Below are 23,973 nucleotides of genomic sequence, written 5' to 3'. Positions count from 1 at the left end.
AGGAAGCACGAGATCCATAGGATTCGCAGGCTTCACTGTCACCCACGGGAGGAATCCATATGCTCAAGCACTCGACCCGGCGTCTACTCGCCGGGCTGAGCGTGGCCGGAGCATTCGTCGCCGCCTCAGCCACCCCGGCGTCGGCCGAACAGGCAAAGGTCGGTCTTGGCATCTACTTCGATGACACGACCGTCGCACTCGGCTCCGAAGGCAAGACGAACTCGCCCACGCTGCACAGCTCCGAGCCGGTCGTCCTGCGTGGCCTGAGCGTGCGTTACGACTACACCGGGCTGAGCGGGAAGGTGACGGTCAAACCGGAGAGCGTGGCGAGTGGTGACTGCACCTCCCCGCAGCAGGGCGTCCTGGTCTGTACCGACCCGTTCGAGGTCGAGCTCGGCGAATGGGGCATCGGCGGCTACTTCAGCGTCGTCATCGCACCGACCGCCGACGCGCAGGACGGCGACAGCGGCGAGCTGAAGGTGACGGTCAGCGCGGACGGTGCCGAGTCGGCGAGCCACACCGCCAAGGTCCGGGTCGGAGAGGGTGTCGACCTCGCCGGCGGCACCGAGGTGACGCGGTCCACGGCCCCCGGTGGGAGTTTCACCGCCCCGCTGACGGTGCAGAACGTCGGGCAGAGCACCGTCAAGGGTGCCGTGGCGGTCTTCGACCACGACCGGGCCATCCACCCCGGCAAGAAGTACCGCAACTGCACCTACGAGGGTGACCAGCTGCGCACGTGCAGCTTCACCGACCTCGTCGCGGCTCCCGGTGAGAGCTGGACCGCCGACGTGCCGTACCTGCTCGGCAAGGACGCCTACGCCCCGGGCCGCAGCTACGGCTACCACAACTGGATGACGGTGGCGGAGTTCGAGGACTTCACGACGTACCTGGCGCATCTGGGCATCTCGATCGGCAAGCCCGGCGACGGCGGTGAACTGAGCCTGGGCAAGGGCGGCAACCGCCGGGGTCTCCAGTCCGACACCGACCCGTACAACAACTGGTCCAGCGTGGTGGTCAAGGCCACCGGTAAGAACGGGACGGACCTGGCCGCCGTCGGCGACTCGGTGAAGGGCAAGGCCGGTGCGGTGGTCAAGGCCACCGTCGGTGTCCGTAACGACGGACCGGCGTCGCTGGACTTCAGCCGTAGCGGCACCCCCGTCACGAAGGTGGACGTCGTCGTGCCGACCGGCACCACCGCCGTCGAGGTGCCCGACACCTGCATGCCCTTCGACGATGGCGACGCGGACTGGTCGGACGCCGGCACGCCTGGCGCCAAGGCGTACCGCTGCCTCCCGGACATCTACCTCGCCGTGGGCGAGAAGCAGACCTTCTCGTTCGACCTGCGGATCGACAAGGTGGTCCCGGACGCCGCAGGCACCGTGACGATCAACGCCAAGTGCGAGTGCGACGGGTTCACCGAGGACACCAACGCGGCCAACGACGTCACGAAGCTGCTCGTGAACGCGACCGGCCCCGACGGGGGCACGGACGGCCCCGGCGGGGGTGACGGGGGTGCGGGCGCCGGTGGCCCGCTCCCGATCACCGGCAGCTCGACGGCCCTGGTCGGTGGGATCGGCGCACTGCTGCTCGTCGCCGGTGCCGCCGGCTACCTGGTGGCCCGCCGCCGCCGGACCCGCTTCGTGGCCTGATCTCCACCGCACCTCCGACACCCCGCCGACCCACCCGGGTCGGCGGGGTGTCGCGTTGCACCGCCCGCGTACCCGACCGGGCCGGCCCACCGGGCGTTGCGCGTCGCCGCCCGCTCACCCGGACCGCTGAGGCCCCGAGGAGCGGCGGCCCTGGGGGAGAAATGAGGACGACGCCGGATCGGCCCCGCTGGGATCATGGGCGCGTGCTGCTCACCCTGACCACCACCCACCAGCCGGCGACGGATCTCGGTTTCCTGCTGGTCAAGCACCCCGACCGGGTGCAGGAGTTCGACCTGCCGGCGGGCACCGCGCACGTCTTCTACCCGGAGGCGACAGAGCAGCGGTGCACGGCCGCCCTGCTGGTCGAGGTCGATCCGCAGCGCCTCGGGGTGGGGCGGCGACGGGCGGCGTCCACCCCGGAGAGTTTCACCCTCGGGCAGTACGTCAACGACCGCGCCTACGCCGCGTCGAGCCTGCTCTCCTCGGCGCTGTCGACGGTGTTCCGCTCCGCGCTGCGCGGGGTGTCCCGGGACCGCCCGGAGCTGGCCGGCTCGGCGATCCCGCTGAGCATCCGGGTGCCGGTGCTGCGCTGCCGGGGCGGCGCGGAGTTGGCGGTACGGCTGTTCGCCCCGCTCGGCTGGGCGGTGACCGCAGCCCCGCTCCCGCTCGACGAGCAGCACCCCGAATGGGGTGACAGCCGGTACGTCGACCTCAACCTGACCGGCACGGTGCGGCTCGCCGACGCCCTCAACCACCTGTACGTCCTGCTGCCGGTGCTGGACGACGCCAAGCACTACTGGGTCGCCCCCGACGAGATCGACAAACTGCTGCGGGCCGGGGCGGGCTGGTTGGCCGACCACCCCGAGCGGGCGCTGATCACCCGCCGTTACCTGGCGCACCGGCGGGCGTTGGCCGGGCGGGCGATGGCCCGGCTGGCCGAGTTGCGGCTGGCCGACGTACCCGTGCCGGACGACAGTGTCGACGAGGCCACCGGCCCGGCGGTCGCCGACCCCAGGCGGGCGTCCCTGGCGGCACGGCGGCGCGAGGCGGTGCTCGCCGCGCTGGCGGCCAGCGGCGCGAGCCGGGTGCTGGACCTGGGGTGTGGCGGCGGTGCGCTGCTCACCGGGCTACTCGCCGACCGGCGTTACACCGAGGTGGTGGGGGTGGACGTCTCCGCCCAGGCGCTGACCGTGGCCGCCCGCCGGCTGCGGCTGGACCGGCTGCCCCAGCGGCAGCAGGACCGGGTCCGGCTGTGGCAGTCGGCGTTGACCTACCGGGACGACCGGTTGCGCGGCTACGACGCGGCGGTGCTGATGGAGGTCGTCGAGCACCTGGACCCGGCCCGGCTGCCCGCGCTGGAGGACGCCGTGCTGGGTCACGCCCGGCCGGGCACGCTCGTGGTGACCACCCCGAACGCGGAGTACAACGTGCGGTACGAGGGGCTGCCGGCGGGCCGGTTCCGGCACCCCGACCACCGGTTCGAGTGGACCCGTGCCGAGTTCGCGGCGTGGGTCGACCGGGTGGCCGCCGAGCACGGCTACACGGCCACGATCAGCGGGGTCGGTGACCACGACCCCGAACTGGGCCACCCCACCCAGCTCGCCGTCCTCACCGCCGTGGCCAGCCAGGAGACGACCCGATGACCATTCTCGACATTCCCGAACTCGCCCTGGTGGCGCTGGTCGGCGTCTCCGGCTCGGGCAAGTCCACCTTCGCGGCGCGGCACTTCGCGCCGAGTCAGGTGCTCGCCTCGGACGCGTTCCGGGCGATGGTCGCCGACGACGAGAACGACCAGTCCGCCTCCGCCGACGCGTTCGGGGCGCTGCACCACGTGGCGGGGGTCCGACTGCGCCGGGGCCGGCTCACCGTGGTCGACGCGACGAACCTCCAGCCGCACGCCCGCGCCGGTCTGGTCAGGGTGGCCCGGGACCACGACGTGCTTCCGGTGGCGATCATGCTGGACGTGCCGGAGGCGTTGGCCTGGGAACGGACCCAGGCCCGCGCCGACCGGACACACGGCCGGCAGGTGCTGGCCCGGATGCAGCGTGACCTGCGCCGGTCGTACGGGCAACTGGAGCGGGAGGGGTTCCGCAGGGTGCACGTGCTGCGCGGGGTCGAGGAGATCGACGCCGCGCAGGTCCGGCTGGAGAAGCTGCACAACGACCGGCGGGAGCTGACCGGGCCGTTCGACATCGTCGGTGACGTGCACGGCTGCCGGGCGGAGCTGGAGGCGCTGCTGACGCGGCTGGGCTTCGTGCTGCACCGCGACGACGCGGGTCGCCCGGTGGACGCGGTGCACCCGGCTGGTCGTACCGCCGTCTTCGTGGGTGACCTGGTGGACCGCGGCCCGGACTCGCCCGGCGTGCTGCGTCTGGTGATGGGCATGGTGGCGGCCGGGCACGCGATCTGCGTGCCGGGCAACCACGAGCACAAGCTGCTGCGCAAGTTGCGTGGCCAGGACGTCAGGCTCACCCACGGTCTGGCCGAGACGATGGCGCAGCTCGACGCCGAGGACCCGGCGTTCGTGGCCGGGGTGGCGACCTTCATCGACGGTCTGGTCAGCCACTTCGTGCTGGACGGCGGCCGGCTGGTGGTGGCGCACGCCGGCCTGAAGGAGGCCTACCACGGCCGCGCGTCGGGCCGGGTCCGTTCGTTCGCGCTCTGGGGCGAGACCACCGGCGAGACCGACGAGTACGGCCTGCCGGTGCGCTACCCGTGGGCGCGCGACTACCGGGGTGCGGCGACGGTCGTGTACGGGCACACCCCGACCCCGACCCCGGAATGGGTCAACAACACGATCTGCGTCGACACCGGTTGCGTCTTCGGCGGGAAGCTCACCGCGTTGCGCTACCCCGAGCGGGAGCTGGTCGCGGTCGACGCCCAGCGGGAGTGGTACGCCCCGGCGCGGCCGCTGTTCGCCCCGACCCGCCCGGACACGGTGCTCGACCTGGCCGACGTGACCGGGCGGCGGCACCTGGAGCACGCCTACGGCACGCTGACCGTGCCGGCGGAGAACGCCGCCGCCGCGCTGGAGGTGATGAGCCGGTTCGCGGTGGACCCGGGTCGGCTGGTCTGGTTGCCGCCGACGATGGCGCCCTGCTCGACGTCGACCGTGCCGGGGTTCCTGGAGCATCCGACGCAGGCGTTCGAGGATTACCGCTCGGCCGGCGTGCAGCGGGTGGTGTGCGAGGAGAAGCACATGGGTTCCCGGGCGGTGGTGCTGGTCGAGCGGGAACCCGACCGGTTCGGCGGTGGGGTGGTGCACACCCGTACCGGTAGGCCGTTCTTCGGCCCGCCGCTGGACGGGGAGCTGCTGGACCGGGTCCGGGCGGCGGTCGGCGCGGCCGGCCTGTGGGACGAGCTGGGCACCGACCGGCTACTGCTGGACTGTGAGCTGCTGCCCTGGTCGGCGAAGGCGGCCGGGCTGATCCGCGAGCAGTACGCCGGGGTCGGGGCGGCCGGGCGGGCGGCGCTGCCGGCGGCTCTCGCCGCGCTGGACTCGGCGGCGGCCCGGGGACTGCCGGTGGCCGCGCTGCGGGACCGGATGGCGGCCCGGCAGGCGGAGGTCGACGGCTACTCGGCGGCCTACCGCGCGTACGTGGCACCCACCGACGGGTTGCGCGGGGTGACCCTGGCGCCGTTCGCGGTGCTGGCCGGGGCGACGGTGACCTTCACCGACCGGGACCACGGGTGGCACCTGGCGTTGGCCGACCGGCTCTGCGCGGCCGACCCGGAGTTCTTCACGCCGACCCGACGGCAGGTGGTGGAGCTTGACGACGAGGCGGCGGTGGCGGCGGCCACCGGGTGGTGGTCGACGCTGACCGCGGCCGGTGGTGAGGGGATGGTGGTCAAGCCGTACGCGGGTCCGGCCGCCCGGTCGGCACGCGGTTCGCTGCTCCAGCCGGGGATCAAGTGCCGGGGCCGGGAGTACCTGCGGATCATCTACGGTCCGGGCTACACCGATCCGGCACAGCTCACCGCGCTGCGCCGCCGTTCGCTGGGGCGCAAGCGGGGCCTGGCGCTGCGCGAGCACGCGCTCGGCCTGGCCGCCCTGGACGCCTACGTCGCCGACGCCCCGCTGTGGCGTCGGCACGGGCTGGTCTTCGCGATCCTCGCCTGCGAGTCGGAGCCGGTCGACCCCCGGCTCTGACCGCCCCGCCCACGGCGGGACGGGCGGGGTGGGCCTTCGGGGTGGATCCGCCGGCCGTTCGGTCCATTCTGCCGCCACCCGTCGGCGTGGGACGCCCGGCCGGGGACGAACTCCTTAGGCTGCGGCGACCGCCGTAGCACTTCCTCAGGACAGGATCCGCTGATGCGCAAGCACGCGACGCGTCGTTGGCTGGCCGGACTTGCGGTGGTGGGCGCATGTGTCGCCGCCTCCGCCGCTCCCGCCCCGGCCGCCCCCGCGAGCCCCGGGGCCTCCCCCGACCAGGTGGCGACGGCCGGGTTCACCACGTCCGCCAACAACGTCACCCTGGCTCCGGGTGGGCCCGGTAGGACGGTGGTGCTCCGGGTGCCGGGCGAGAAACTCCAGGACAGCTACACCATCACCGTCGACTACGGCGCGGTCGACGCGTTCGCCGAGGTGAGCGGTCCCGCCGCCCCGGCCTGCACCCGTACCGGCACCGTGCTGACCTGCCTGGCCTACCAGGAGGACGCACCGGACCTGCTCTCGTTGTCGGTACGCCCGCGCGCGGGTGCCCCGGTGGGTCGACAGGGCCTGCTCCGGTTCACCGTCACCACCGGCAGGTCGGGTACGAGCAGCACCACGTCGACGGTCCTCGTCGGCGAGGCGGTCGACCTGGTGGCGGGTCCCGCGGTGACGCTGACCGGTGGCCCCGGTGCCCGGCTGCCGGTGGGGCTGTCGGTCGGCAACCAGGGGCAGGAGACCGCCCGGGGCGCGGTGCTGCTCGTGTCGGCGATGTACGGTCTCACCCCGTCGCAGCGCTACCGGAACTGCCGTTACGGCAGCAGGGGCGGCCTGACCAACTTCACGCCGAACCTGTTCGTGTGCACCTTCGACGACGAGATCGCGCCGGGCCGGGTGTTCCGGGTAGGCGGCGGTTTCGGTGTCGCCGTGCCCGGCGACGTCTCGGCACCGAACACCCAGACCGGCACCGCCACCTGGTTCACCCCGCAGGACTGGGCGGACCAGCAGCCCGGGTACACGCTCGACCAGCAGGGCACCGGTGACGTGCTGCGGCTGGAGCAGGTCGGTACCCGACTGCCCGTCGGCGCGTCCCGGGCAGCGCAGACCGACGTCGACCCGGCCGACAACGACACCGCCATCGAGTTGACCGTCACCGGCAACCAGCGGGCCGACCTGGCGGCCGACGAGGTGCGGATCACCGCCGGGGTGGGCGAGACCGTGCCGGTCACGATCGGTTACACCAACCGGGGACCGGCCTCGTCGTCCAACGGCGGCCGTGACTTCTACACGATCGTCAAGATGACCGTGCCGAAGGGCGTCACCGCCGTGAAGGCCCCCAGGAACTGCCTCGACGCCGACATCCAGGACGAGGAGGGCGGCCGGCCGGGTGCCCGCGCCTACCTCTGCTACCAGTACGACGTCATCCGCAAGGGCGGGAAGGTGGCCCTGCCGTTCTCGTTCCGGATCGACCGGGCCGGTGCCCTGACCGGCCGGACCGAGCTGCTCTACGGCCCGACGACCACGACGGACCTCGACCCGCGCAACGACACCGCGAAGATCCTGGTCAACGCCGGCTCGGGTGGGCAGGGCGGGGACGACGGCACGCTGCCGATCACCGGTTCCCCGACCGTCCTGGTCGCCGGGGTCGGCGGGTTGCTGCTGCTGGCCGGGACGGGCAGCTACCTGGCGGCGTGGCGTCGCCGGGCGCGCTTCGTGGCCTGACCGGCCCCGCCCGGCCGGGCGCTTGTCATGGCCCGGCCGGGCGGGTCCAGTGGGGTGAGTCGCCGGTCGAAGGGGCGCGTGCCGCGACCGGCGGTTCGCGGGCTCGGTATGGTGTGTGGCCGTGGACACAGGTGAGAAGACGCGGGTGGTCGCCGAGACGGTCGCGCTGAACCCGCTCGACCCCAAGGATCTGCTCCAGACCTTCGGGCTGATCGGCGTGTGGGTGATCCTCTTCGCCGAGACCGGTCTGCTGGTGGGGTTCTTCTTCCCCGGTGACTCACTGCTCTTCCTGGCCGGGGTCGCCGCCTCACCGGTGGCCGACGCGATCTTCGGCGACGGCACCCGGCTCTCGCTGGTCGGGCTGCTCATCGGCGGGCCGATCTGCGCGATCGTCGGGGCCCAGCTCGGGCACTGGCTCGGTGCCCGCTACGGCCGGCGGATGTTCGACCGCCCCAACTCCCGCCTCTTCAAGAAGGAGTACGTGGAGAAGGCGGAGTACTACTTCCAGAAGTTCGGCCCGGCCAAGGCCGTCGTGCTGGCCCGGTTCATTCCGATCGTGCGGACGTTCCTCAACCCGGTGGCCGGGGTGCTCGGCATGCCGGCGAAGCAGTTCTTCCTCTGGAACGTCGTCGGCGCGATCCTCTGGGTGGACGGCATCCTGCTGATCGGCTACCTGCTCGCCGATCAGATCTACAACGCCATCGGCGACAAGATCGACAGGTACATCCTGCCGGTCGTGGCACTGATCGTCCTGCTCTCGGTGCTGCCGATCTTCTTCGAGTTCCTCCGCGACCGCAGGGCGCGTCGACGCGGTGAGGCCGTGGCCGTGATCACCGCCGCGACGGCGGTCGGGACGATCGAGGCCGTCCGGGACGCCGTCGAGCACCACCACCACGACCAGACCCGGCAGCCGCACCCCGGGCAGCCCGCCGGCCACGCGCAGCCGTACGGCCAGCAGCCCGGCCACGACCAGCGGTTCCCGCCGCAGACGTACGGGCAGCGCCCGCCGCAGGACGGCGGGCGGTACCCGGACCACGGGCAGGGCCACTGAACGGCGGACGACGAACGGCCGGCCCTCGGGGAGAGGACCGGCCGTTGCGTACGCGTACGCCACCGCGGGCACGGTGGTGGATCAGCGAACTGACCGGTGACGGACAGCCGTCACCACCCGATGACGCCACCCCTGGTCCGCCATCGGACGTCGCCCCTGGACGGGACGAACGGGTTCAGTCAGCGGGCCTTCTTGGTGGCCCGCTTGCGCGGCGGCGTGAGGAGGTCGGCGATCGTGGCGATCGCCGACGGCACCAGCCGGTAGTAGGCCCACACACCACGCTTCTCCCGCTCCAGCAAGCCGGCCTCGGTGAGGATGCGGAGGTGGTGGCTGACCGTCGGCTGCGAGAGGCCGAGCGGCGCGGTGAGGTCACACACGCACGCTTCGCCCTCGGGCGCCGACTGGATCAGGCTGAGCAGCCGCAGCCGGGCGGGGTCGGCGAGGGCCTTGAGGACCCCCGCCAGCCGCTCGGCGTCGGCACGTTCGATCGGCTCGCCGGCAAGCGGCGAGATCTGAGGCATGGTCATTTCAGCCAACGCAGTTCCCACGTATTCCATCCTTCCACCAGCAGCATCGATCCGCCTGCATATCAGCAGATCCGAATCGGCAAATTTTTACGCCACAAGGCCGAGGTCAGCCAACGTATAGGCCGCCCGATACGGCAGTCCGGCGGCACGTACGACGTCGCTGGCGCCACGGTCGACGATCACCGCCACGCCCACGACCTCCGCCCCGGCCTCGCGTAGAGCTTCGACGGCCGTCAACACGCTGCCGCCCGTCGTCGAGGTGTCCTCCACCGCCAGTACCCGCCGGCCGGCCACCTCAGGACCCTCGATCCGCCGTTGGAGACCGTGCGCCTTGCCGGCCTTGCGGACGACGAAGGCGTCCAGGGGTCGATCGGTCTCTGCGGCGGCGTGCAACATCGAGATGCCGATCGGATCGGCACCCAGGGTCAACCCACCGACCGCGTCGTAATTCCAGTCGGCGGTCAGCTCCCGCATCACCCGACCGACCAGGGGAGCGGCCCGGTGATGGAGAGTCACGCGACGCAGATCGACGTACCACTCCGCCTCCCGCCCCGAGGAGAGCACGACCCGGCCATGGACCACAGCCAGGTCAGTGATGAATTTACGCAGGTCGTCGTGGTCCCCCATGGCGATAGAGGGTACTGCTCAAGTCTGTGGGTCGTGTGTGCGGCCCACCCGGACCGACCACGCGGGTGCTCGATGACTGGCGATGGACGGCTACGCTGCGCGACCGCACCGGCAGAGTTGCGCTGCCAGGCCGGAGGTACCGGCACGTCGACCGGCACCGCCTGCCGCTCACCGCCCGGCCGGGTCGACCTGCCCGCGCCGGTCCCGGAAGGCACCGCGCAGCAGCCGGCGCGGCACGTGCCGCAGGCTCGCCACGGCCAGCTTGTACTTCCAGTCGGGAACGCTTACGGTTTTGCCTTTCCGCAGGTCACGTAGGGCTTCGGCGACCACGTCGTCGGCCTTGAGCCAGATCCACCGCGGCATGCCGGACATGTCGATGCCGGTGCGTTCGTGGTAGCCGGTGCGGGTGTAGCCCGGGCAGAGCGCCATCACGTGCACCCCCGCCGCGCGGGCCGACTGCCCGATCGATTCGCTGAAACTGGTGACCCATGCCTTGCTGGCCGGATAGGTGGAGCCCGGCATCACCGGACCGAAGCCGGCGACCGAAGAGACATTTATCACTGTCCCATTACCGCGCCTGGTCATGGGCCCGAGCGCGGCGTGGGTCAGTCGCAATACCGCGTGCACGTTCAACCGGAGCAGCCGCGTCTCGTCGGCGACGGTGGACCGCAGAAACGGCTGGTTCAGGCTCAATCCGGCATTGTTGACCAGCAGGTCCACCGGCTCGTCGGCGGCCAGTCGCCGTTCCACCCGGGCGCATCCGTCGTCGGTGGACAGATCGGCGGAGATCACCTCCACCCGGTTGCCGTACCGGCCGGTGAGCTCGGCGGCGGTGGCGTCGAGCCGGGCGGTGTCCCGGGCCACCAGGACCAGGTCCCAGCCCTCGGCGGCGAGTTGCCCGGCGAACGCCGCGCCGATCCCTGCGGTGGCACCCGTGATCAACGCGCACCGGCCGGGCACGGTTCGGTCGACGGTCACGGCTGCTCCTCGACGGGACGGCGGACCACATCAGGCCCCGACGCGGCTGCTCCGGCACCGGGCTCGGGCCCGGACGCCACCGGCCCGGCACCGGGCTCGGTGCGGGTCGACCCGGGACCGGGTCGCGACGCGGCCGGTACCGCATCCTGGGCGGCGGCCCCGGACCCGGACCAGCTCGACACCGGCGGCAGCGCGGCCCCGGGAGACGGGTAGGGCGCGGCGGTGAACGAGGACGGCCCGTATCCGGGCCGCGCCGGCCGCCCGCCGGTGAACCAGGTGTTCGCCGGTCGCAGGGCCAGCAGCACGGCCACCACGAGGTAGCCGAGGGCCTGGGCCACCGAGACGCCCGCGTTCACCGGCACCCACCACGAGGGATAGGCGTCGTCGAGGGTGGTGAAGAGGGCGGCCACCCCCTGGTCACCGCTGCCCAGCCGCACCGGCCTGGCCCGCTGGCCGACCAGCACGGCCAGGGCGCACCCGCCGGCGAGCAGGCCCAGCCCGCAGACCACCCAGACGCCGACCCGGGCCGCCCGACGCCGGGCGAGCAGCCCACCGGCGAGGCCGACCAGCAGCAGCGCCACCAGCACCGTCAACACCGCCGCACCGACCGTGCCGAGCCGCAGCAGCCGCACCAGCCCGTCGACGTCGCCCGGGTCGGCGTCGGTACCGGCGGCGGCGCCCCGGAACCGGTCGATCGTGCCGCCCAGGGCGAGCAGGCTGGTGACGGCGTAGACCCCGGCGGCGAGCGCCATCAGCCCGAGCAGCGCCGCCGCCACGGTGACCACCGGCGGACGACGGTCCGGCACCTGATCCGGGTACGACACGACGATTCCCTCCGGTAGGCGTCGGTGTGCAACCTACTCGGAGGGAATCGTCGGTGTCGCTGTTACGCGCCCGTCAACTGCCGGCGGGGCGCTGCGGGTCGTCCGGGCCGCTGCCTCCGGTGGGCCGGTCGGGCTCCCCACCCGACGGCGGCGACCAGGACGGGCCGTCGGACGACTGCGGCTGGTCCGGTACGCCGGGGGTGGCCGACGACGGGCCGGGCTGGCCCGGGGCCGGCGACGGGCCGGGGGCACCGGGCTGGCCTGGGGCACCGGGCTGCGGGTAGTCCGGCGTAGCCGGGTAGCCGGGGGTGGGCGGGTAGCCGGGCGCGGCCGGGTAGGTGGCACCCGGGACCGGCGGCTCCCAGCCCGCCTTGGGCTTGCGGAAGAACTCGTTGGACTGCGGCAGGGCGAGCAGGATCAGCGCCGCCAGCAGGGCGAGCAGGCTGACCACCCCGAGCAGCGTGCTGACCGGGTTGTACCAGGACGGCAGCACGGCGTTCATGCTGCGTTCCAGCTCCTCGGCGCTCGGCGCGTCCCCGGAGGTGGAGCCGGTGGAACCGCTGAAACCGGCGGCACCGTTGACCAGCCCACCGCCGACGCAGCAGACCATGATGCCGCCGACCACCCAGGTGGCGATCCGGCTGCCGTTCCTGCCCCGGTTGTTGAAGATCGCCAGGACGACGAGGGCGAGCGCGATCAGCAGCAGGACGGCGGACGCGCCGACGGCGAAGACCACGACGGCGGTGCCGAGGCCCTCGACCTCGCTCGCGGTCCCCTCGAAGGCGTCCTCGAACGCCTGGCGCAGCTTCCCGCTGATCGCCAGGGTCAGGATCAGCCCGATCAGTTGGAGCGCCGCGAAGAACATCAGCAGGTAGCTGGAGAGCGTCACCAGACCCGGACGGGTCCGGGCGGGCGTGCTGTGGGAATCGACCATGATTCTCCTTCCTAGATCACCGCACCACGGTAACGTCCGCAGTCCCGTCGCACCGGGTACGACGGAGCCGTACCCGCTGGTGGAGCCGCCGAATCACGGCTGTCGGGCACGGACGGAGACCGGCCGGGGCCGTTGAGGTCACGACTGGCGGACCAGTCGGCGGTGTTCGGCGGTCACCACGGCGAGCAGGAGCAGGTCCACCGCGAGCCCGGTCACCGCGCCGAACTGGTTGACCGTGAAGTTGAAGATCTGCCCGAACAGCAGGTCGACCAGGAGGGCCAGCTTGAACAGCCGGAACGCGGCCCGCCGGTCGTTGCGGAGCAGGAACGCGGCGCGGATGCTCAGCACCCCGGCGACCACCGCCGAGGCGGACACCCCGAGCACCGCGCCCCACTCGCCGAGCTGGTCCAGCTCGCCGGTGACACCCTCGGTGGCGACCGCCACCACCGTCGCCACCGGCTCGACGACCAGGTAGGCCACCACCAGCAGGACCACCCAACGCTGGGCGGTCAGCCGGATCAGCGCGTCCCGCAGCCGGTCCACCCAGGGCTGCCAGAACCGCCGCGGCGGTGGTTCCCGGTGCGGCACCACGTCCAGCAGTGCGGACACCCCCGACTCGACCTCCGGGCCGGCACCCCGGACCAGCCGCAGGGTGGCCGTTCGCTGTCGGTCGGTGAGCCCCCGGCCGACCCCGCCGACGATCACGTCCAACGCGTTGGCCACCCGTTCGCCGGGGGTCGGGCGTAGCCGTTCGCGCAGCGCCTGGGTGATCACCACCAGCAGGGCGAAGACGGCGTAGATTATCCCGGCGGCCGGCCGGTAGAAGTAGTCGGTGCCGGCGGTGACGAACTTGCCGACCTCGTCGATGAACAGCCCGAAGCCGATCCCGGCGAGCACCGCCCCGGCCATCCGGGCGGGCCCGCCGAGGAAGACCAGCGCGACGCCCAGGCCGACGGTCATCAGCAGGCCACCCCAGAGCACGTGCGCGATGTGCAGGCCGCCGCCGCCGAGCTGCGGGTAGCCGGTCGCCCGCAGGAACGCCCGGGTGACCAGCACCGTCGCCACCCCGGACAGCACGAAAGCCTGCAGGTACGCCGCAGCGTCCACCGCACGCGGTGGCAGCCGGCGGCGCAACGACGGTGACATCGTTTCCGAGGCTAGTAGCCGCGCCACTCGCTGCGGGCGTAGTCGAGCACCCTGGGGCGCAACAGGGTGGAGGCGGGCACGTCGAGGCGGCCCCGGTCGGCGGGGAAGGCCGCCGCCGCCCGCAGCACCGCCGGGTCGAGGAAACGCAGCCGGGGCGCGTCGGCCGGCAGTTCCAGCGGCGGCGGGGTGCCGCCCGGGGCGGCGAGCACGAACCCCCAGTCACCGAACGACGGCACGTCGACGTGGTACGGCACGGTGGCGAAACCGGCCTCCCGGATCGACGCCTCGATCGACCAGTACGACCGGGGCGCGAAGTACGGCGACCCGGACTGCACCACCAGCCGGGCGCCCTCGGCGAGCACCGAACGGATCAACGCGTAGAACTCGACGGTGTAGAGCTTGGCGGTGGCCGTCTCGTCCGGGTCGGGCAGGTCGGCGACGACCACGTCGAAGCGCTCACCGGCGGTACGCAACCAGCCGAACGCGTCGGTGTTGAGCACCCGGACCCGGGGGTCGTCGAGGGAGCCGCCGTTGAGCGCGCGCAGCTGCGGCTCGGAACGGGCCAGCGCCACCACCGCCGGGTCGAGGTCGACCACGGTCACCCGGCGCACGTCCGGATAGCGCAGGATCTCGCGGACGGCGAGACCGTCGCCGGCACCGAGGACCAGCACCTCGCCGTGCGGGCCGCGCATCGCCGGGTGCACCAGCGCCTCGTGGTAGCGGTACTCGTCGATCGAGCTGAACTGGAGGTCGCCGTTGAGGAACAGCCGCAGGTCGGTGTCGGCATGGCCGATCTCGCGTACCGACCGGGTCAGCACGATCTCCTGGTAGCGGGAGCGTTCGGCGTGCACGACCGGGTCCCGGTAGAGCTGCTGGCGGCTGGTCACCTCGAAGTCGGCGGCGGTGACCCAGGCGTACCCCAGGCAGAGGGCGACCACGACGGAGCCGGCGCCCAGCACGAGCCGGGCCCGGCGGCTCAGCTCGGCGCGGAACACCGTGCAGACCAGGGCCAGGCCGGCCACCGCGTTCACCGCGCCGACCACCAACGCGCCCTTGAGCTGGCCGAAGACCGGGATCAGCAGGAACGGGAAGGCGAGCCCGCCGAGCAGCGCGCCGACGTAGTCGGCGGCGAACAGGTCGGCGACCGCACTGCCGGCGGCCTGCTCGCGGATGCGTTGCAGCATCACCATCAGCAGCGGGATCTCCGCGCCGATCAGCAGGCCCAGCACGAACGCGGTGCCGACCAGGGCCGGGCCGTACAGGTCGAGCCAGGCGAACGCGGCGTAGAGGCCGAGCACGGACAGGCCGCCGAGCAGGGCCAGGGTCAGTTCGATCACCGCGAACGCGGCGGCAGCCCTGGGCTGCAACGGCTTGGCGACCAGCGCTCCGATCCCCATCGCGAAGACCATCACGCCGAGCACGATCGACGCCTGTCCGACCGTGTCGCCGATCAGGTAGCTGCCGAGCGCGACCAGGGCCAGCTCGTACACCAGGCCGCAGGCGGCGCAGACGAAGACGGCGAGCAGCACCGACGCGCGGGCCAGCCGCCAGCGCGGCCGGACGGCCGGGGTGTCGTCGACCGTGGTCACCGCGCCCCCCGGATACGCCCGGCCGGCGTCGCCGCCCGCTGCCGGCCGCGCTGGACGAACCCGACGGTGATCAGCAGCGCGCCGACCAGCAGCAGGCCGGCGGTGGCGAGCAGCCAGCCCCAGCGGTCCCGCAGGAAGTCGTTCCCGGCGTCCGGTAGCGCGCCGGCCGGCGCGGCCGGGTCGGCGGTCGGAGTGGCGGCGGGCGGGGCGACACCGGCCTCGGCGACCAGCAGCGGCAGGGTCACCGCGGCCCGGCAGATCGCCCAGCCCGGATCGTCGATGAACGTGTCGGTGTCCAGCCCGAACCGGCTCAGCCCGTTGTCGACCGCCCACAGGTCGGCCCGGTCGAGGTCGTCGGAGCCGGAGACGGTGACGGTCGCCCAGTCGTTGCTCTCGCTGCTGGACGAGGTGTACATGATCCGGGCCCGGACCTCCACCCAACGCGGGCAGCGGGCGTCCCCGGTCACCGGCACCCCGTCGCCGAGGTTGGAGCCGACGCTGACCTCCGCGCCGGACGACCTCTCCAACCGCCATCCGTAACAGATGCCCTGGCTGTCGGCCGCCTGCACGAGCAGCGGCACGGTGTCGGCGCGCTCGTCGGCCGCCGGACCGGGCACGGTGGTGCCCCCGGAGTCCCGGTTGAGGATGCTGCTGCCCACGCAGACCACGGCCATCACGCCGATGAAGAGCCAGACGACCCAGGCGCCCGTGTTCTGTTTCGGCTTCGCCGGCTGCTTCGCCGTGGTCATCAGCTGATGGCGGCGGCGATGATCGCGCCGGTGGCGAGGTGCACCACCGCCGACACCCAGACCGCCGGGTGCGGCTGCGGGTCGACCAGCAGCGTGCCCAGCTTGCCCGGGGTCAACGCGTCGAGCAGCACGAACGCCAGGGCCATGATGACCAGCCCGACGATCCCGTACGCGGCGGAACCGACCAGGCCGAGCAGGAAGTCGTCCTCGCTGGCGGCGATCGCGGCGACCACGATGATGCCGACGCCGGCCAGGTTCGAGGTGAGCAGCAGCGCGGCGTTACGGTTGCGTTCGGTCCAGATCAGCTCGTGGAGCTTGCCCGGGGTGGCCACGTCGACCAGCACGTAGCCGACGGCCATCAGGACGACACCGACCACCCCGTAGGCGAGGGTGACCAGCAGGTCGGTGACCAGGTTCTGCACAGCGTGCTCCAGGGGTTCGTTCGGTCGGGGTCGGTACGCGTCACTTGCCGGAGCCGGGGCCGCCACCGCGTACCGTGCTGCCCCGACCCCAGCCCCAGTGGCTGCCCACCGTCGAGTGGTACCGGGGGTAGGCGGTGCGCATCCGCTCCAGCAGGATCAGCGAGCCGGCGGCGATCGGCAGGATCACCAGCGAGTCGTCGTCATAGCGCAGGTAGACGCCGCTGCCGTCGACGTACTGGTCGGCCGGCTTCCAGGCGTCGGTGACATCCTTGGCCACCTGGCTCGGGGTCCGGTTCGAGGTGTATGCGATGGCGTCCCGCCCGATGTCCCGGCTCGCCGCCCGGGTGTAGCGGTCCTCGATGTAGCCCCGGGGCGAGAAGTTGCCGTAGAAGATCGCGAAGGCGGCGACCAGCGCGCCGACGACCGCGAAGGCCACTCCCACCACGAACCAGCGTCGGTACGTCACGGTGTCTCCTTCGTTCGCGACTGCGGGGCTCGCAGAACCGGCTCACTCCTCGCGCTCACGGCGTCTCCCTCGTTCGCGACTGCGGGGCTCGCAGAACCGGCTCACTCCTCGCGCTCACGGCGTCTCCCTCGTTCGCGACTGCGGGGCTCGCCGAGCGTGCGGGAGCGTCACCGCCGTCTCGGTCAGGACCAGTTCGTTGGTCTGGGGGTACGCGTGCCAGGTGCGCCAGACCACCGTCCCGTCCGGCGCGTCGGGGCGTACGGCCAGCGCGGTCACCGCGTCCGGGTCCCCGGGAAAGACCCCGACCAGGGCGTACGGGTCGTCGGCCAGGTCGGCGCGGAGCGCGGCGATCCGGGTGTGCAGCTCCCCCTCGGCAGGGCGCAACACGGTGGCGGTGAACCGGTAACCACCCGCCTCGTCGTGCAGGTCGCCGGGCAGGTGCGGGGGCCGACCGGGCAGGCAGGCGACCGTCTCGACCAGCCCGCCGGGCCGGTCGGGGGCGATCGCGTGGGCACCTGCCGCCGGGACGGCGAGGACGACCTGGTGGGAGGCACCGAGCAGGCGCAGCCGCAGCCGGACGTCACCGGGCAGGGTCAGGTCACGGACGTGCAGGGCGGGGCGTTCCGGGCCACCGAGTGCCAGGCTCAGGTCGGCCGCGCACGTGTCGACGTACGGGGTGTCCAGGCTGACCAGCACGATCAGGACCCCACCGGGCCGGACTGCGGGTACACCATCACGTCGGCGCGGTGCAGCCGCTCACCCCGGCCCACCTCCCAGCCGGCCTCCCCGTACGCCTCGAAGGAGAGCCGCTCGCCGCCCTGGCCCCGGTAGTCCTGGTAGCGGACGGTGCCGTACGGGTCGAGACCGGTGCTGCCGGTGGCCGAGTAGCGGGCCTGGCCGGACTCCTCCCAGGAGTAGCGGCGGCCGGCGAAGTCGAGGGTCGGTGCGCCCGGGGTGATCGTCGCGGCCGGCTCGGCCGTCCAGAGCACCAGCTCCAGGTCCGGGTCCTCCTCGACGGAGAGCCAGCGCTTGTCGCCCTCGACGGTGTCCAGCAGGTGCTCGGCCCAGCTCCAGCCGCCCTCGACCAGGTGCACCGAGCCCCGGACCGCGTAGGACACGCCACGGATCTCGACGATGTCGCCGGGCTTGAGCTTGCGGGGGTCACCGCGCAGCGCGTCGGAGTCGGTGTCGCGGAACGGGTCCTTCGCCGGTGTCGGGTAGGCCGGTTTGCGGCTCCGGCTGTAAGCCACCGCTGCCACCACGATCCCGGCGACCCCGATCAGACATCCCAACGCCGCCACGACGTACGCGACTGAACCGTTCACCCCGACCACCTCCCCAAGTGCATCGGCGGAGACGGTAACAACCCCGCGCACCCCGCGCACCTGGGGAAACTCAGCGAATTCTGAGTGAGAGGTCAGCTACTCAACGTGTCTGCCGGTAGCTGGGCCGGCCAGCCGGTCGGCCGCGTACCCACGCAGGGTGGTGGTCCCCATCGTGCAGCCGGCGAACGTGGTGAACTCGGCGTCGTCGTCGCCCAGCGCCGTCCAGGCCGCCCGCGCCGCCGCCGGGTCGACCCGCTCCAGCAGCGTCGCCGCGTACGCCCGCCCGGCCGGCGAACCGTGCCGCAGCAGCCAGTCGACCTGTTCGCGGGCCTGCCGGGGACGCTGCGCGAACGCCTCCTCGACCCGCCGGTACGCCTCGGTCACCGGCAGCAGCGTGCCGGCGAATCCCACCCCGCCGAAGGCGACGGTGTCCGCCCCGGCGAGTTCCCGCACGGCGGCGTCCAGCTCCGGATCGCCACTCTTCTTCCGCATCCCGAACATGCCTCTTTCCTTTCCCCGCCCCACCCCTGACCACCCACCCCACCCCCGCCCGACCCACTGCGCCCCGCGCTCAGCCTTCCGCCCGACCGCAGTGATCAAGAGGTTGGCGTCACCGGAGAGCGCTCCCGATGACGCCGACCTCTTGATCGTCGGGACGGGGGCCGGCGCGGAGGTGATCAAGGGGTTGGCGTCAGGGGGAGGCGTTCTCGTGACGCAAATCTCTTGATCACCGGGGCGGGAGGGCCGAGGCGGGAGGGCCGAGGCGGGAGGGCCGGGGCGGGAGGGCCGGGGCGGGAGGTGGTCGGCGGGGGGACGGGGAGGGGAGGGGCAGTGGTGGACGGGGCGGCCCCGCCGGGGTGGCGGGGCCGGCCCGGTGGTGCAGGGATCAGGCGGCGGTGACGGTGAGGCCGCTCTTGTCGTCGGACAGGTCGACCCGCACCGTGTCGCCGTCCCTGACCACGCCACCCAGCAGGGCCTTGGCGAGCTGGTCGCCGATGGCCGACTGGACCAGGCGGCGCAGCGGCCGGGCACCGTAGATCGGGTCGTACCCGTGCTCGGCGAGCCAGGTCGCTGCGGCTTCGCTGACGTCCAGCGCCAACCGGCGGTCGGCGAGCCGGCGGCGCAGCCGGTCGAGCTGGATGTCGACGATCGACCGCAGGTCGTCCCCGCGCAACGCGGCGAAGACCACGATGTCGTCGAGCCGGTTGAGGAACTCCGGCTTGAAATGCGAGCGGACCACCGCCAGCACCCCCTCGCGGCGCTGCTCGTCGGCGAGCGTCAGGTCGCTGATCACCGACGACCCCAGGTTGGAGGTGAGGATCAGGATCGCGTTGCGGAAGTCGACCGTACGACCCTGACCGTCGGTGAGCCGGCCGTCGTCGAGCACCTGGAGCAGGATGTCGAAGACGTCCGGGTGGGCCTTCTCCACCTCGTCCAGCAGGATCACCGAGTACGGCCGGCGGCGCACCGCCTCGGTGAGCTGCCCGCCCTCCTCGTAGCCGACGTAGCCGGGCGGGGCACCGACCAGGCGGGCGACGGAGTGCTTCTCGCCGTACTCGCTCATGTCGATGCGGACCATGGCCCGCTCGTCGTCGAAGAGGAACTCGGCGAGCGCCTTGGCCAGTTCGGTCTTGCCGACACCGGTGGGGCCGAGGAACAGGAAGCTGCCGGTGGGGCGGTCCGGGTCCGCGACACCGGCCCGTGCCCGGCGTACCGCGTCGGAGACGGCCCCGACGGCCTCGGCCTGGCCGACGACCCGGCCGCCCAGCGACTCCTCCATCCGCAGCAGCTTGGCGGTCTCGCCCTCCAGCAGCCGACCGGCCGGGATACCCGTCCAGGAGGCGACGACGGCGGCGATGTCGTCCGCGCCGACCTCCTCCTTGAGCATCGCGCCGTCAGCCTGGAGCCGGGCCAGTTCCTCCTCGGCCGTCGCCAGGTCGGCCTTGAGCGCCGGGATCCGGCCGTAGCGCAGCTCGGCGGCGCGTTCCAGCTCGCCGTCGCGTTCGGCCCGCTCGGCCTCGCCGCCGAGGCGTTCCAGCTCCTCCTTGGCGGTGGAGAGCTTGGTGATGTGGCTCTTCTCGGTCTGCCAGCGCTCGGACAGCGCGGTGAGCTGCTCACGCTTGTCGGCCAGCTCCTTGCGCAGCCGTTCCAGCCGCTCGGCGGAGGCGGCGTCGGGCTCCTTGGCCAGCGCCATCTCCTCGATTTCCAGCCGGCGGACCGCCCGTTCGATCTCGTCCACCTCGACCGGCCGGGAGTCGATCTCCATCCGGAGCCGGGACGCGGACTCGTCGACCAGGTCGATCGCCTTGTCCGGCAGGAACCGGTCGGTGATGTACCGGTCGGAGAGCGCGGCGGCGGCGACCAGGGCGGCGTCGGTGATCCGGACGCCGTGGTGCACCTCGTAGCGCTCCTTGAGGCCACGCAGGATGCCGATGGTGTCCTCGATGGTGGGCTCGCCGACCAGCACCGGCTGGAACCGGCGCTCCAGCGCCGGGTCCTTCTCGATGTGCTCGCGGTACTCGTCGAGGGTGGTCGCGCCGACCATCCGCAGCTCACCCCGGGCCAGCATCGGCTTGAGCATGTTGCCGGCGTCCATCGAGCCCTCGCCCTTGCCCGCGCCGACCACCGTGTGCAGCTCGTCGAGGAAGGTGATGACCTGCCCGTTCGAGTTCTTGATCTCTTCCAGGACGGACTTGAGCCGCTCCTCGAACTGGCCGCGGTACTGCGCGCCGGCGACCATCGCCCCGAGGTCGAGCGAGACCAGCTTCTTGTCCCGCAGCGACTCGGGCACGTCACCGGCCACGATCCGCTGGGCCAGCCCCTCGACGATCGCCGTCTTGCCGACGCCGGGCTCGCCGATCAGCACCGGGTTGTTCTTGGTACGCCGGGACAGCACCTGGATCACCCGGCGGATCTCCGAATCCCGGCCGATCACCGGGTCGATCTTGCCGTCCCGGGCGCTGGCGGTCAGGTCGACGCCGTACTTGGCCAGCGCCTGGTAGGTCTGCTCCGGGTCGGCGGTGGTGACCCGCCGGTCCCCGCCCCGCACGGTCGGGAACGCGGCGACCAGGTTCTCCTCGGTGGCCCCGGCGGTCTTCAGCGCGTTGGACACCGCGCCACCCACCCGGGCCAGGCCGGCCAGCAGGTGCTCGGTGGAGGTGTACTCGTCGCCGAGCGGACGGGCGATCTGCTCGGCGGCGCCGATGGCGTTGACGAACTCGCGGGCCAGGGTGGGCTCGGCGATGCTGGAACCCCGGGCGGCGGGCAGCGCGTCGACCGAGCGCTGCGCGACCCGGCGCAGCTCGGCGGGGTCGGCACCCACGGCGCGTAGCAGGCCGGCGGCGGTGGAGCCGTCGGTGTCGAGCAGGGCCAGCAGCAGGTGCCAGGGTTCCACGGTGGCGTGACCACGCTGGTTGGCCAGCGCGACCGCACCGGTGATGGTTTCGCGGCTCTTGGTGGTGAGTCGTTCCGTGTTCATGGGCTCCCCCGGGATCGGCGTGTCCACTAGTAAGAGACACCATCAGAGTTGAGCCTATTCCGCTCAACTCTGCCAACGTGGCGTGGGTCACAATCTCCGGGGACGGGGGGCAACGACCGACAGGTGTACGAGGTACCGCCCGGTCATCCCCGCCGCCCCCGGCAGGCGCGGCGGGCGGCATGGACAACATCGGCCCGGTAGCGGTGTCGAACGGGGTCGGACCCCGCAGCATCGCCCCCGACGAGTGGATCTGTCATCGCGGTTCCTCCTGGGCGGTCGGTCGTTCCGGGCGGAGCGGTGCGGTGGGTGCGGGCGCGGTGACCGGGCGGGGCAGGCCGCGCGGTGAGAGGTGTGACCCGTCGGGGGGTGGGTGGACACGGGCGGTGGCGGGGGTGGCACGCTCGCGAGCAGGGCAGACATCCGTCGGGCCGAGGTGGAGGGCAGGGTATAGCCTCTCGTCCGTGCGAGTACGAGTCGAACAGACCGCCCTACCGGGAATCGGCGTCCGTCATGACCTGATGACGGAGTCCGGCCGCCGGCTCGGTGTGGTCTCCCACCGCAATGGCCGCCGCGACCTGGTCCTCTACGACCCGGACGATCCCGACTCCTGTCAGCACGACATCCCGCTGACCGACGACGAGGCCGAGGCGCTTGCCGACATCCTCGGCGCGTCGCTGATGCTGGGTCAGCTCTCCGGCCTGCGCGAGCAGGCGGCCGGGCTGCTCACCGAGCAGATCGCCATCCCGGCCGGGTCGAAGTACGTCAACAAGCGGCTCGGTGACACCAAGGCACGCACCCGCACCAGCGCCTCGATCGTGGCGGTACTCCGGCAGGGCGAGGTCAACGTCTCGCCCGATCCCACCTTCCGCTTCGCGGCCGGTGACGTGGTGGTCGTGGTCGGTACCCGGCAGGGTCTCGACGGGGTGACCGCCATCCTCGCCGACAGTGACCCGGACGGCTGAGGCGGATGCACGAAACCACAACCCTACTGGTCGAGGTCGGCGCTCTCCTCCTGCTGCTCGGGCTGCTCGGTCGGCTCAGCCGCCGGTTCGGCGTCTCCCCCATCCCGCTCTACCTGCTCGCCGGCCTCGCGTTCGGCCACGGCGGGCTGCTACCGCTGGCCGCCAGCGAGGAGTTCTTCGCCGTCGGCGCCGAGATCGGCGTCATCCTGTTGCTGGTCATGCTCGGCCTGGAATACAGCGCCAACGAACTGGTCGGCAACCTGCGCTCGGCGGCACCGGCCGGCCTGATCGACGCGGTCCTCAACGCCCTGCCCGGTTTCGGCTTCGCGCTGCTGCTCGGTTGGGGCTGGGTGGCGGCCGTGGTGCTCGGCGGCATCACCTGGATCTCGTCCTCCGGCGTGATCGCCAAGGTGCTCGGCGACCTCGGCCGGGTCGGTAACCGGGAAACCCCGGTCATCCTGTCCGTGCTGGTCATCGAGGACCTGGCGATGGCGCTCTACCTGCCGCTGGTGACCGCGCTGCTGGCCGGCGTGGGCCTGGTCAAGGGCGGCATGGCGCTGGGCATCGCGGTGCTCACCGTGGTGGTCGTGCTGGTCGTCGCCATCCGCTTCGGCCACCTGATCTCCGCCGCCCTGTCGGCGAAGGACCCGGAGGCGCTGCTGCTCGGGGTACTCGGCCTGACCCTGCTGGTCGCCGGGATCGCCGCCCGGCTCCAGGTCTCCGCCGCCGTCGGGGCGTTCCTGGTCGGCATCGCCCTGTCCGGACCGGTGGCACACCACGCCACCGAACTGCTCTCCCCGCTGCGGGACCTCTTCGCCGCCGTCTTCTTCGTCTTCTTCGGCCTGGTCACCGACCCCCGGGACATGCCGCCGGTGCTGCTGCCCGCGATCGTGCTGGCCGTGGTCACCATGGGGACGAAGCTGGCCACCGGCTACCTGGCGGCCCGGCGGGCCGGGATCGCCGAGCCCGGCCGGTGGCGGGCCGGCTTCGCCCTGATGCCCCGTGGTGAGTTCTCCATCGTCATCGCAGGTCTCGCGGTCGCCGCCGGCACCGTCGAACCCAAGCTGGCCGCGCTCGCCACGGCGTACGTGCTGATCACCGTGATCACCGGTCCGATGCTCGCCCGGCTGCCCGACATGCGCTGGTTCAAACAGCGGCTCCGTCGGCGGATCGCCGCCCAGCACCCCCGACCGGTGCCCGCCACCGATTGAGTTTCGGCTGGCCGGGCCGACCCCGCACGGGTCGGCCTGGCCAGGGCATCCGTTGCCGAATTGCTTCCCGGCAGGTCTTCCGCCGCCCGGGTGACGGCGGCTAGCGTTGCGCCCCAGCAGGCCAGGGACTCGCGGGCGGACGGAGGCATCCCGCGGGCGTGAG

General features: G+C 72.5%; 20 protein-coding genes and 1 pseudogene. 7 read left to right on the top strand and 14 right to left on the bottom strand.

The features are described from left to right. Positions 1 to 59: 59 nt before the first annotated feature. The 5 genes and pseudogenes from ACN261_RS09975 to ACN261_RS09955 all read left to right on the top strand — a co-directional run. Positions 60 to 1,649, top strand: a complete 1,590-nt coding sequence (locus ACN261_RS09975) for an LPXTG cell wall anchor domain-containing protein (protein ID WP_425849643.1) — start codon at positions 60 to 62, stop codon at positions 1,647 to 1,649. A gap of 203 nt (positions 1,650 to 1,852) precedes the next feature. Then, complete coding sequence (locus ACN261_RS09970) at positions 1,853 to 3,292, top strand: 3' terminal RNA ribose 2'-O-methyltransferase Hen1 (RefSeq protein ID WP_425849640.1); 1,440 nt, start codon at positions 1,853 to 1,855, stop codon at positions 3,290 to 3,292. Beyond that, the gene (locus tag ACN261_RS09965) at positions 3,289 to 5,799 is read left to right on the top strand and encodes a polynucleotide kinase-phosphatase (RefSeq protein ID WP_425849637.1); all 2,511 of its coding nucleotides are present in this window, start codon (positions 3,289 to 3,291) and stop codon (positions 5,797 to 5,799) included. The genes ACN261_RS09970 and ACN261_RS09965 overlap by 4 nt, the downstream gene beginning before the upstream one ends. 162 nt (positions 5,800 to 5,961) lie before the next feature. Beyond that, positions 5,962 to 7,521: a cell wall anchor protein gene (locus tag ACN261_RS09960; RefSeq protein WP_425849636.1), complete on the top strand. Its 1,560-nt coding sequence runs from the start codon at positions 5,962 to 5,964 to the stop codon at positions 7,519 to 7,521. Between the two features lie 115 nt (positions 7,522 to 7,636). After that, positions 7,637 to 8,410 (top strand): annotated as a pseudogene (locus ACN261_RS09955) (DedA family protein); the annotation flags it as partial. A gap of 341 nt (positions 8,411 to 8,751) precedes the next feature. Here ACN261_RS09955 and ACN261_RS09950 read toward each other — a convergent pair. The 14 genes from ACN261_RS09950 to clpB form a co-directional block, all read right to left on the bottom strand. Then, positions 8,752 to 9,129, bottom strand: coding sequence for an ArsR/SmtB family transcription factor (locus ACN261_RS09950; protein WP_007454255.1), 378 nt, complete (start codon positions 9,127 to 9,129; stop codon positions 8,752 to 8,754). A 57-nt stretch (positions 9,130 to 9,186) separates the two neighbouring features. Continuing rightward, positions 9,187 to 9,726: an orotate phosphoribosyltransferase gene (gene pyrE / locus ACN261_RS09945; RefSeq protein ID WP_088641922.1), complete on the bottom strand. Its 540-nt coding sequence runs from the start codon at positions 9,724 to 9,726 to the stop codon at positions 9,187 to 9,189. Positions 9,727 to 9,894: 168 nt separating this feature from the next. Next, a complete protein-coding gene (locus ACN261_RS09940; protein WP_421484945.1) occupies positions 9,895 to 10,704 on the bottom strand; it encodes an SDR family NAD(P)-dependent oxidoreductase in 810 nt (269 codons plus the stop codon). Continuing rightward, entirely contained in the window at positions 10,701 to 11,528 is an 828-nt protein-coding gene (locus ACN261_RS09935) for a hypothetical protein (protein ID WP_425849631.1), read from the bottom strand. The genes ACN261_RS09940 and ACN261_RS09935 overlap by 4 nt, the downstream gene beginning before the upstream one ends. A gap of 73 nt (positions 11,529 to 11,601) precedes the next feature. Then, complete coding sequence (locus ACN261_RS09930) at positions 11,602 to 12,462, bottom strand: hypothetical protein (protein ID WP_425849628.1); 861 nt, start codon at positions 12,460 to 12,462, stop codon at positions 11,602 to 11,604. 138 nt (positions 12,463 to 12,600) lie between these two features. After that, positions 12,601 to 13,584: a hypothetical protein gene (locus tag ACN261_RS09925; protein ID WP_421486967.1), complete on the bottom strand. Its 984-nt coding sequence runs from the start codon at positions 13,582 to 13,584 to the stop codon at positions 12,601 to 12,603. 35 nt (positions 13,585 to 13,619) lie between these two features. Then, positions 13,620 to 15,197, bottom strand: a complete 1,578-nt coding sequence (locus tag ACN261_RS09920) for a polyamine aminopropyltransferase (RefSeq protein WP_421484942.1) — start codon at positions 15,195 to 15,197, stop codon at positions 13,620 to 13,622. After that, positions 15,194 to 15,946, bottom strand: coding sequence for a hypothetical protein (locus ACN261_RS09915; RefSeq protein WP_425849625.1), 753 nt, complete (start codon positions 15,944 to 15,946; stop codon positions 15,194 to 15,196). Before ACN261_RS09915 ends, ACN261_RS09920 begins: the two co-directional genes overlap by 4 nt. Then, a complete protein-coding gene (locus tag ACN261_RS09910; protein WP_088641917.1) occupies positions 15,946 to 16,368 on the bottom strand; it encodes a DUF350 domain-containing protein in 423 nt (140 codons plus the stop codon). The genes ACN261_RS09915 and ACN261_RS09910 overlap by 1 nt, the downstream gene beginning before the upstream one ends. Positions 16,369 to 16,408: 40 nt before the next feature. Then, on the bottom strand, positions 16,409 to 16,834 hold the full coding sequence (locus tag ACN261_RS09905; protein ID WP_204928478.1) for a DUF4247 domain-containing protein: 426 nt from the start codon (positions 16,832 to 16,834) through the stop codon (positions 16,409 to 16,411). A 114-nt stretch (positions 16,835 to 16,948) separates the two neighbouring features. Continuing rightward, entirely contained in the window at positions 16,949 to 17,530 is a 582-nt protein-coding gene (locus ACN261_RS09900; RefSeq protein WP_421484940.1) for a DUF2617 family protein, read from the bottom strand. Positions 17,531 to 17,532: 2 nt separating this feature from the next. Continuing rightward, positions 17,533 to 18,159: a DUF4178 domain-containing protein gene (locus tag ACN261_RS09895; protein ID WP_421484939.1), complete on the bottom strand. Its 627-nt coding sequence runs from the start codon at positions 18,157 to 18,159 to the stop codon at positions 17,533 to 17,535. Between the two features lie 96 nt (positions 18,160 to 18,255). Further along, positions 18,256 to 18,660, bottom strand: a complete 405-nt coding sequence (locus ACN261_RS09890; RefSeq protein WP_421484938.1) for a hypothetical protein — start codon at positions 18,658 to 18,660, stop codon at positions 18,256 to 18,258. Positions 18,661 to 19,045: 385 nt separating this feature from the next. Next, positions 19,046 to 21,637, bottom strand: a complete 2,592-nt coding sequence (gene clpB, locus ACN261_RS09885) for an ATP-dependent chaperone ClpB (protein WP_425849622.1) — start codon at positions 21,635 to 21,637, stop codon at positions 19,046 to 19,048. Positions 21,638 to 22,098: 461 nt separating this feature from the next. On the opposite strand from clpB, the gene ACN261_RS09880 reads away from it, so the two are divergent. Continuing rightward, entirely contained in the window at positions 22,099 to 22,599 is a 501-nt protein-coding gene (locus tag ACN261_RS09880; protein WP_088641912.1) for a cation:proton antiporter regulatory subunit, read from the top strand. A gap of 5 nt (positions 22,600 to 22,604) precedes the next feature. After that, entirely contained in the window at positions 22,605 to 23,810 is a 1,206-nt protein-coding gene (locus ACN261_RS09875; RefSeq protein ID WP_421484936.1) for a cation:proton antiporter, read from the top strand. Positions 23,811 to 23,973: the final 163 nt, after the last annotated feature.

It is taken from the genome of Micromonospora sp. WMMD723 (assembly GCF_049863385.1).
Taxonomy (GTDB): domain Bacteria; phylum Actinomycetota; class Actinomycetes; order Mycobacteriales; family Micromonosporaceae; genus Micromonospora; species Micromonospora wenchangensis.
The sequence above is the reverse complement of the archived record's forward strand: the minus strand, read 5'-3'. Positions and strand labels throughout refer to the sequence as shown.

Bases quoted from the DNA above. Each gene is read 5' to 3' on its own strand.
- ACN261_RS09975 (WP_425849643.1), top strand. From the start codon at position 60: ATGCTCAAGCACTCGACCCGGCGTCTACTCGCCGGGCTGAGCGTGGCC.
- ACN261_RS09965 (WP_425849637.1), top strand. From the start codon at position 3,289: ATGACCATTCTCGACATTCCCGAACTCGCCCTGGTGGCGCTGGTCGGC.
- ACN261_RS09960 (WP_425849636.1), top strand. From the start codon at position 5,962: ATGCGCAAGCACGCGACGCGTCGTTGGCTGGCCGGACTTGCGGTGGTG.
- ACN261_RS09950 (WP_007454255.1), bottom strand. From the start codon at position 9,129: ATGGAATACGTGGGAACTGCGTTGGCTGAAATGACCATGCCTCAGATC.
- pyrE (WP_088641922.1), bottom strand. From the start codon at position 9,726: ATGGGGGACCACGACGACCTGCGTAAATTCATCACTGACCTGGCTGTG.
- ACN261_RS09930 (WP_425849628.1), bottom strand. From the start codon at position 12,462: ATGGTCGATTCCCACAGCACGCCCGCCCGGACCCGTCCGGGTCTGGTG.
- ACN261_RS09915 (WP_425849625.1), bottom strand. From the start codon at position 15,946: ATGACCACGGCGAAGCAGCCGGCGAAGCCGAAACAGAACACGGGCGCC.
- ACN261_RS09890 (WP_421484938.1), bottom strand. From the start codon at position 18,660: ATGTTCGGGATGCGGAAGAAGAGTGGCGATCCGGAGCTGGACGCCGCC.
- clpB (WP_425849622.1), bottom strand. From the start codon at position 21,637: ATGAACACGGAACGACTCACCACCAAGAGCCGCGAAACCATCACCGGT.
- ACN261_RS09875 (WP_421484936.1), top strand. From the start codon at position 22,605: ATGCACGAAACCACAACCCTACTGGTCGAGGTCGGCGCTCTCCTCCTG.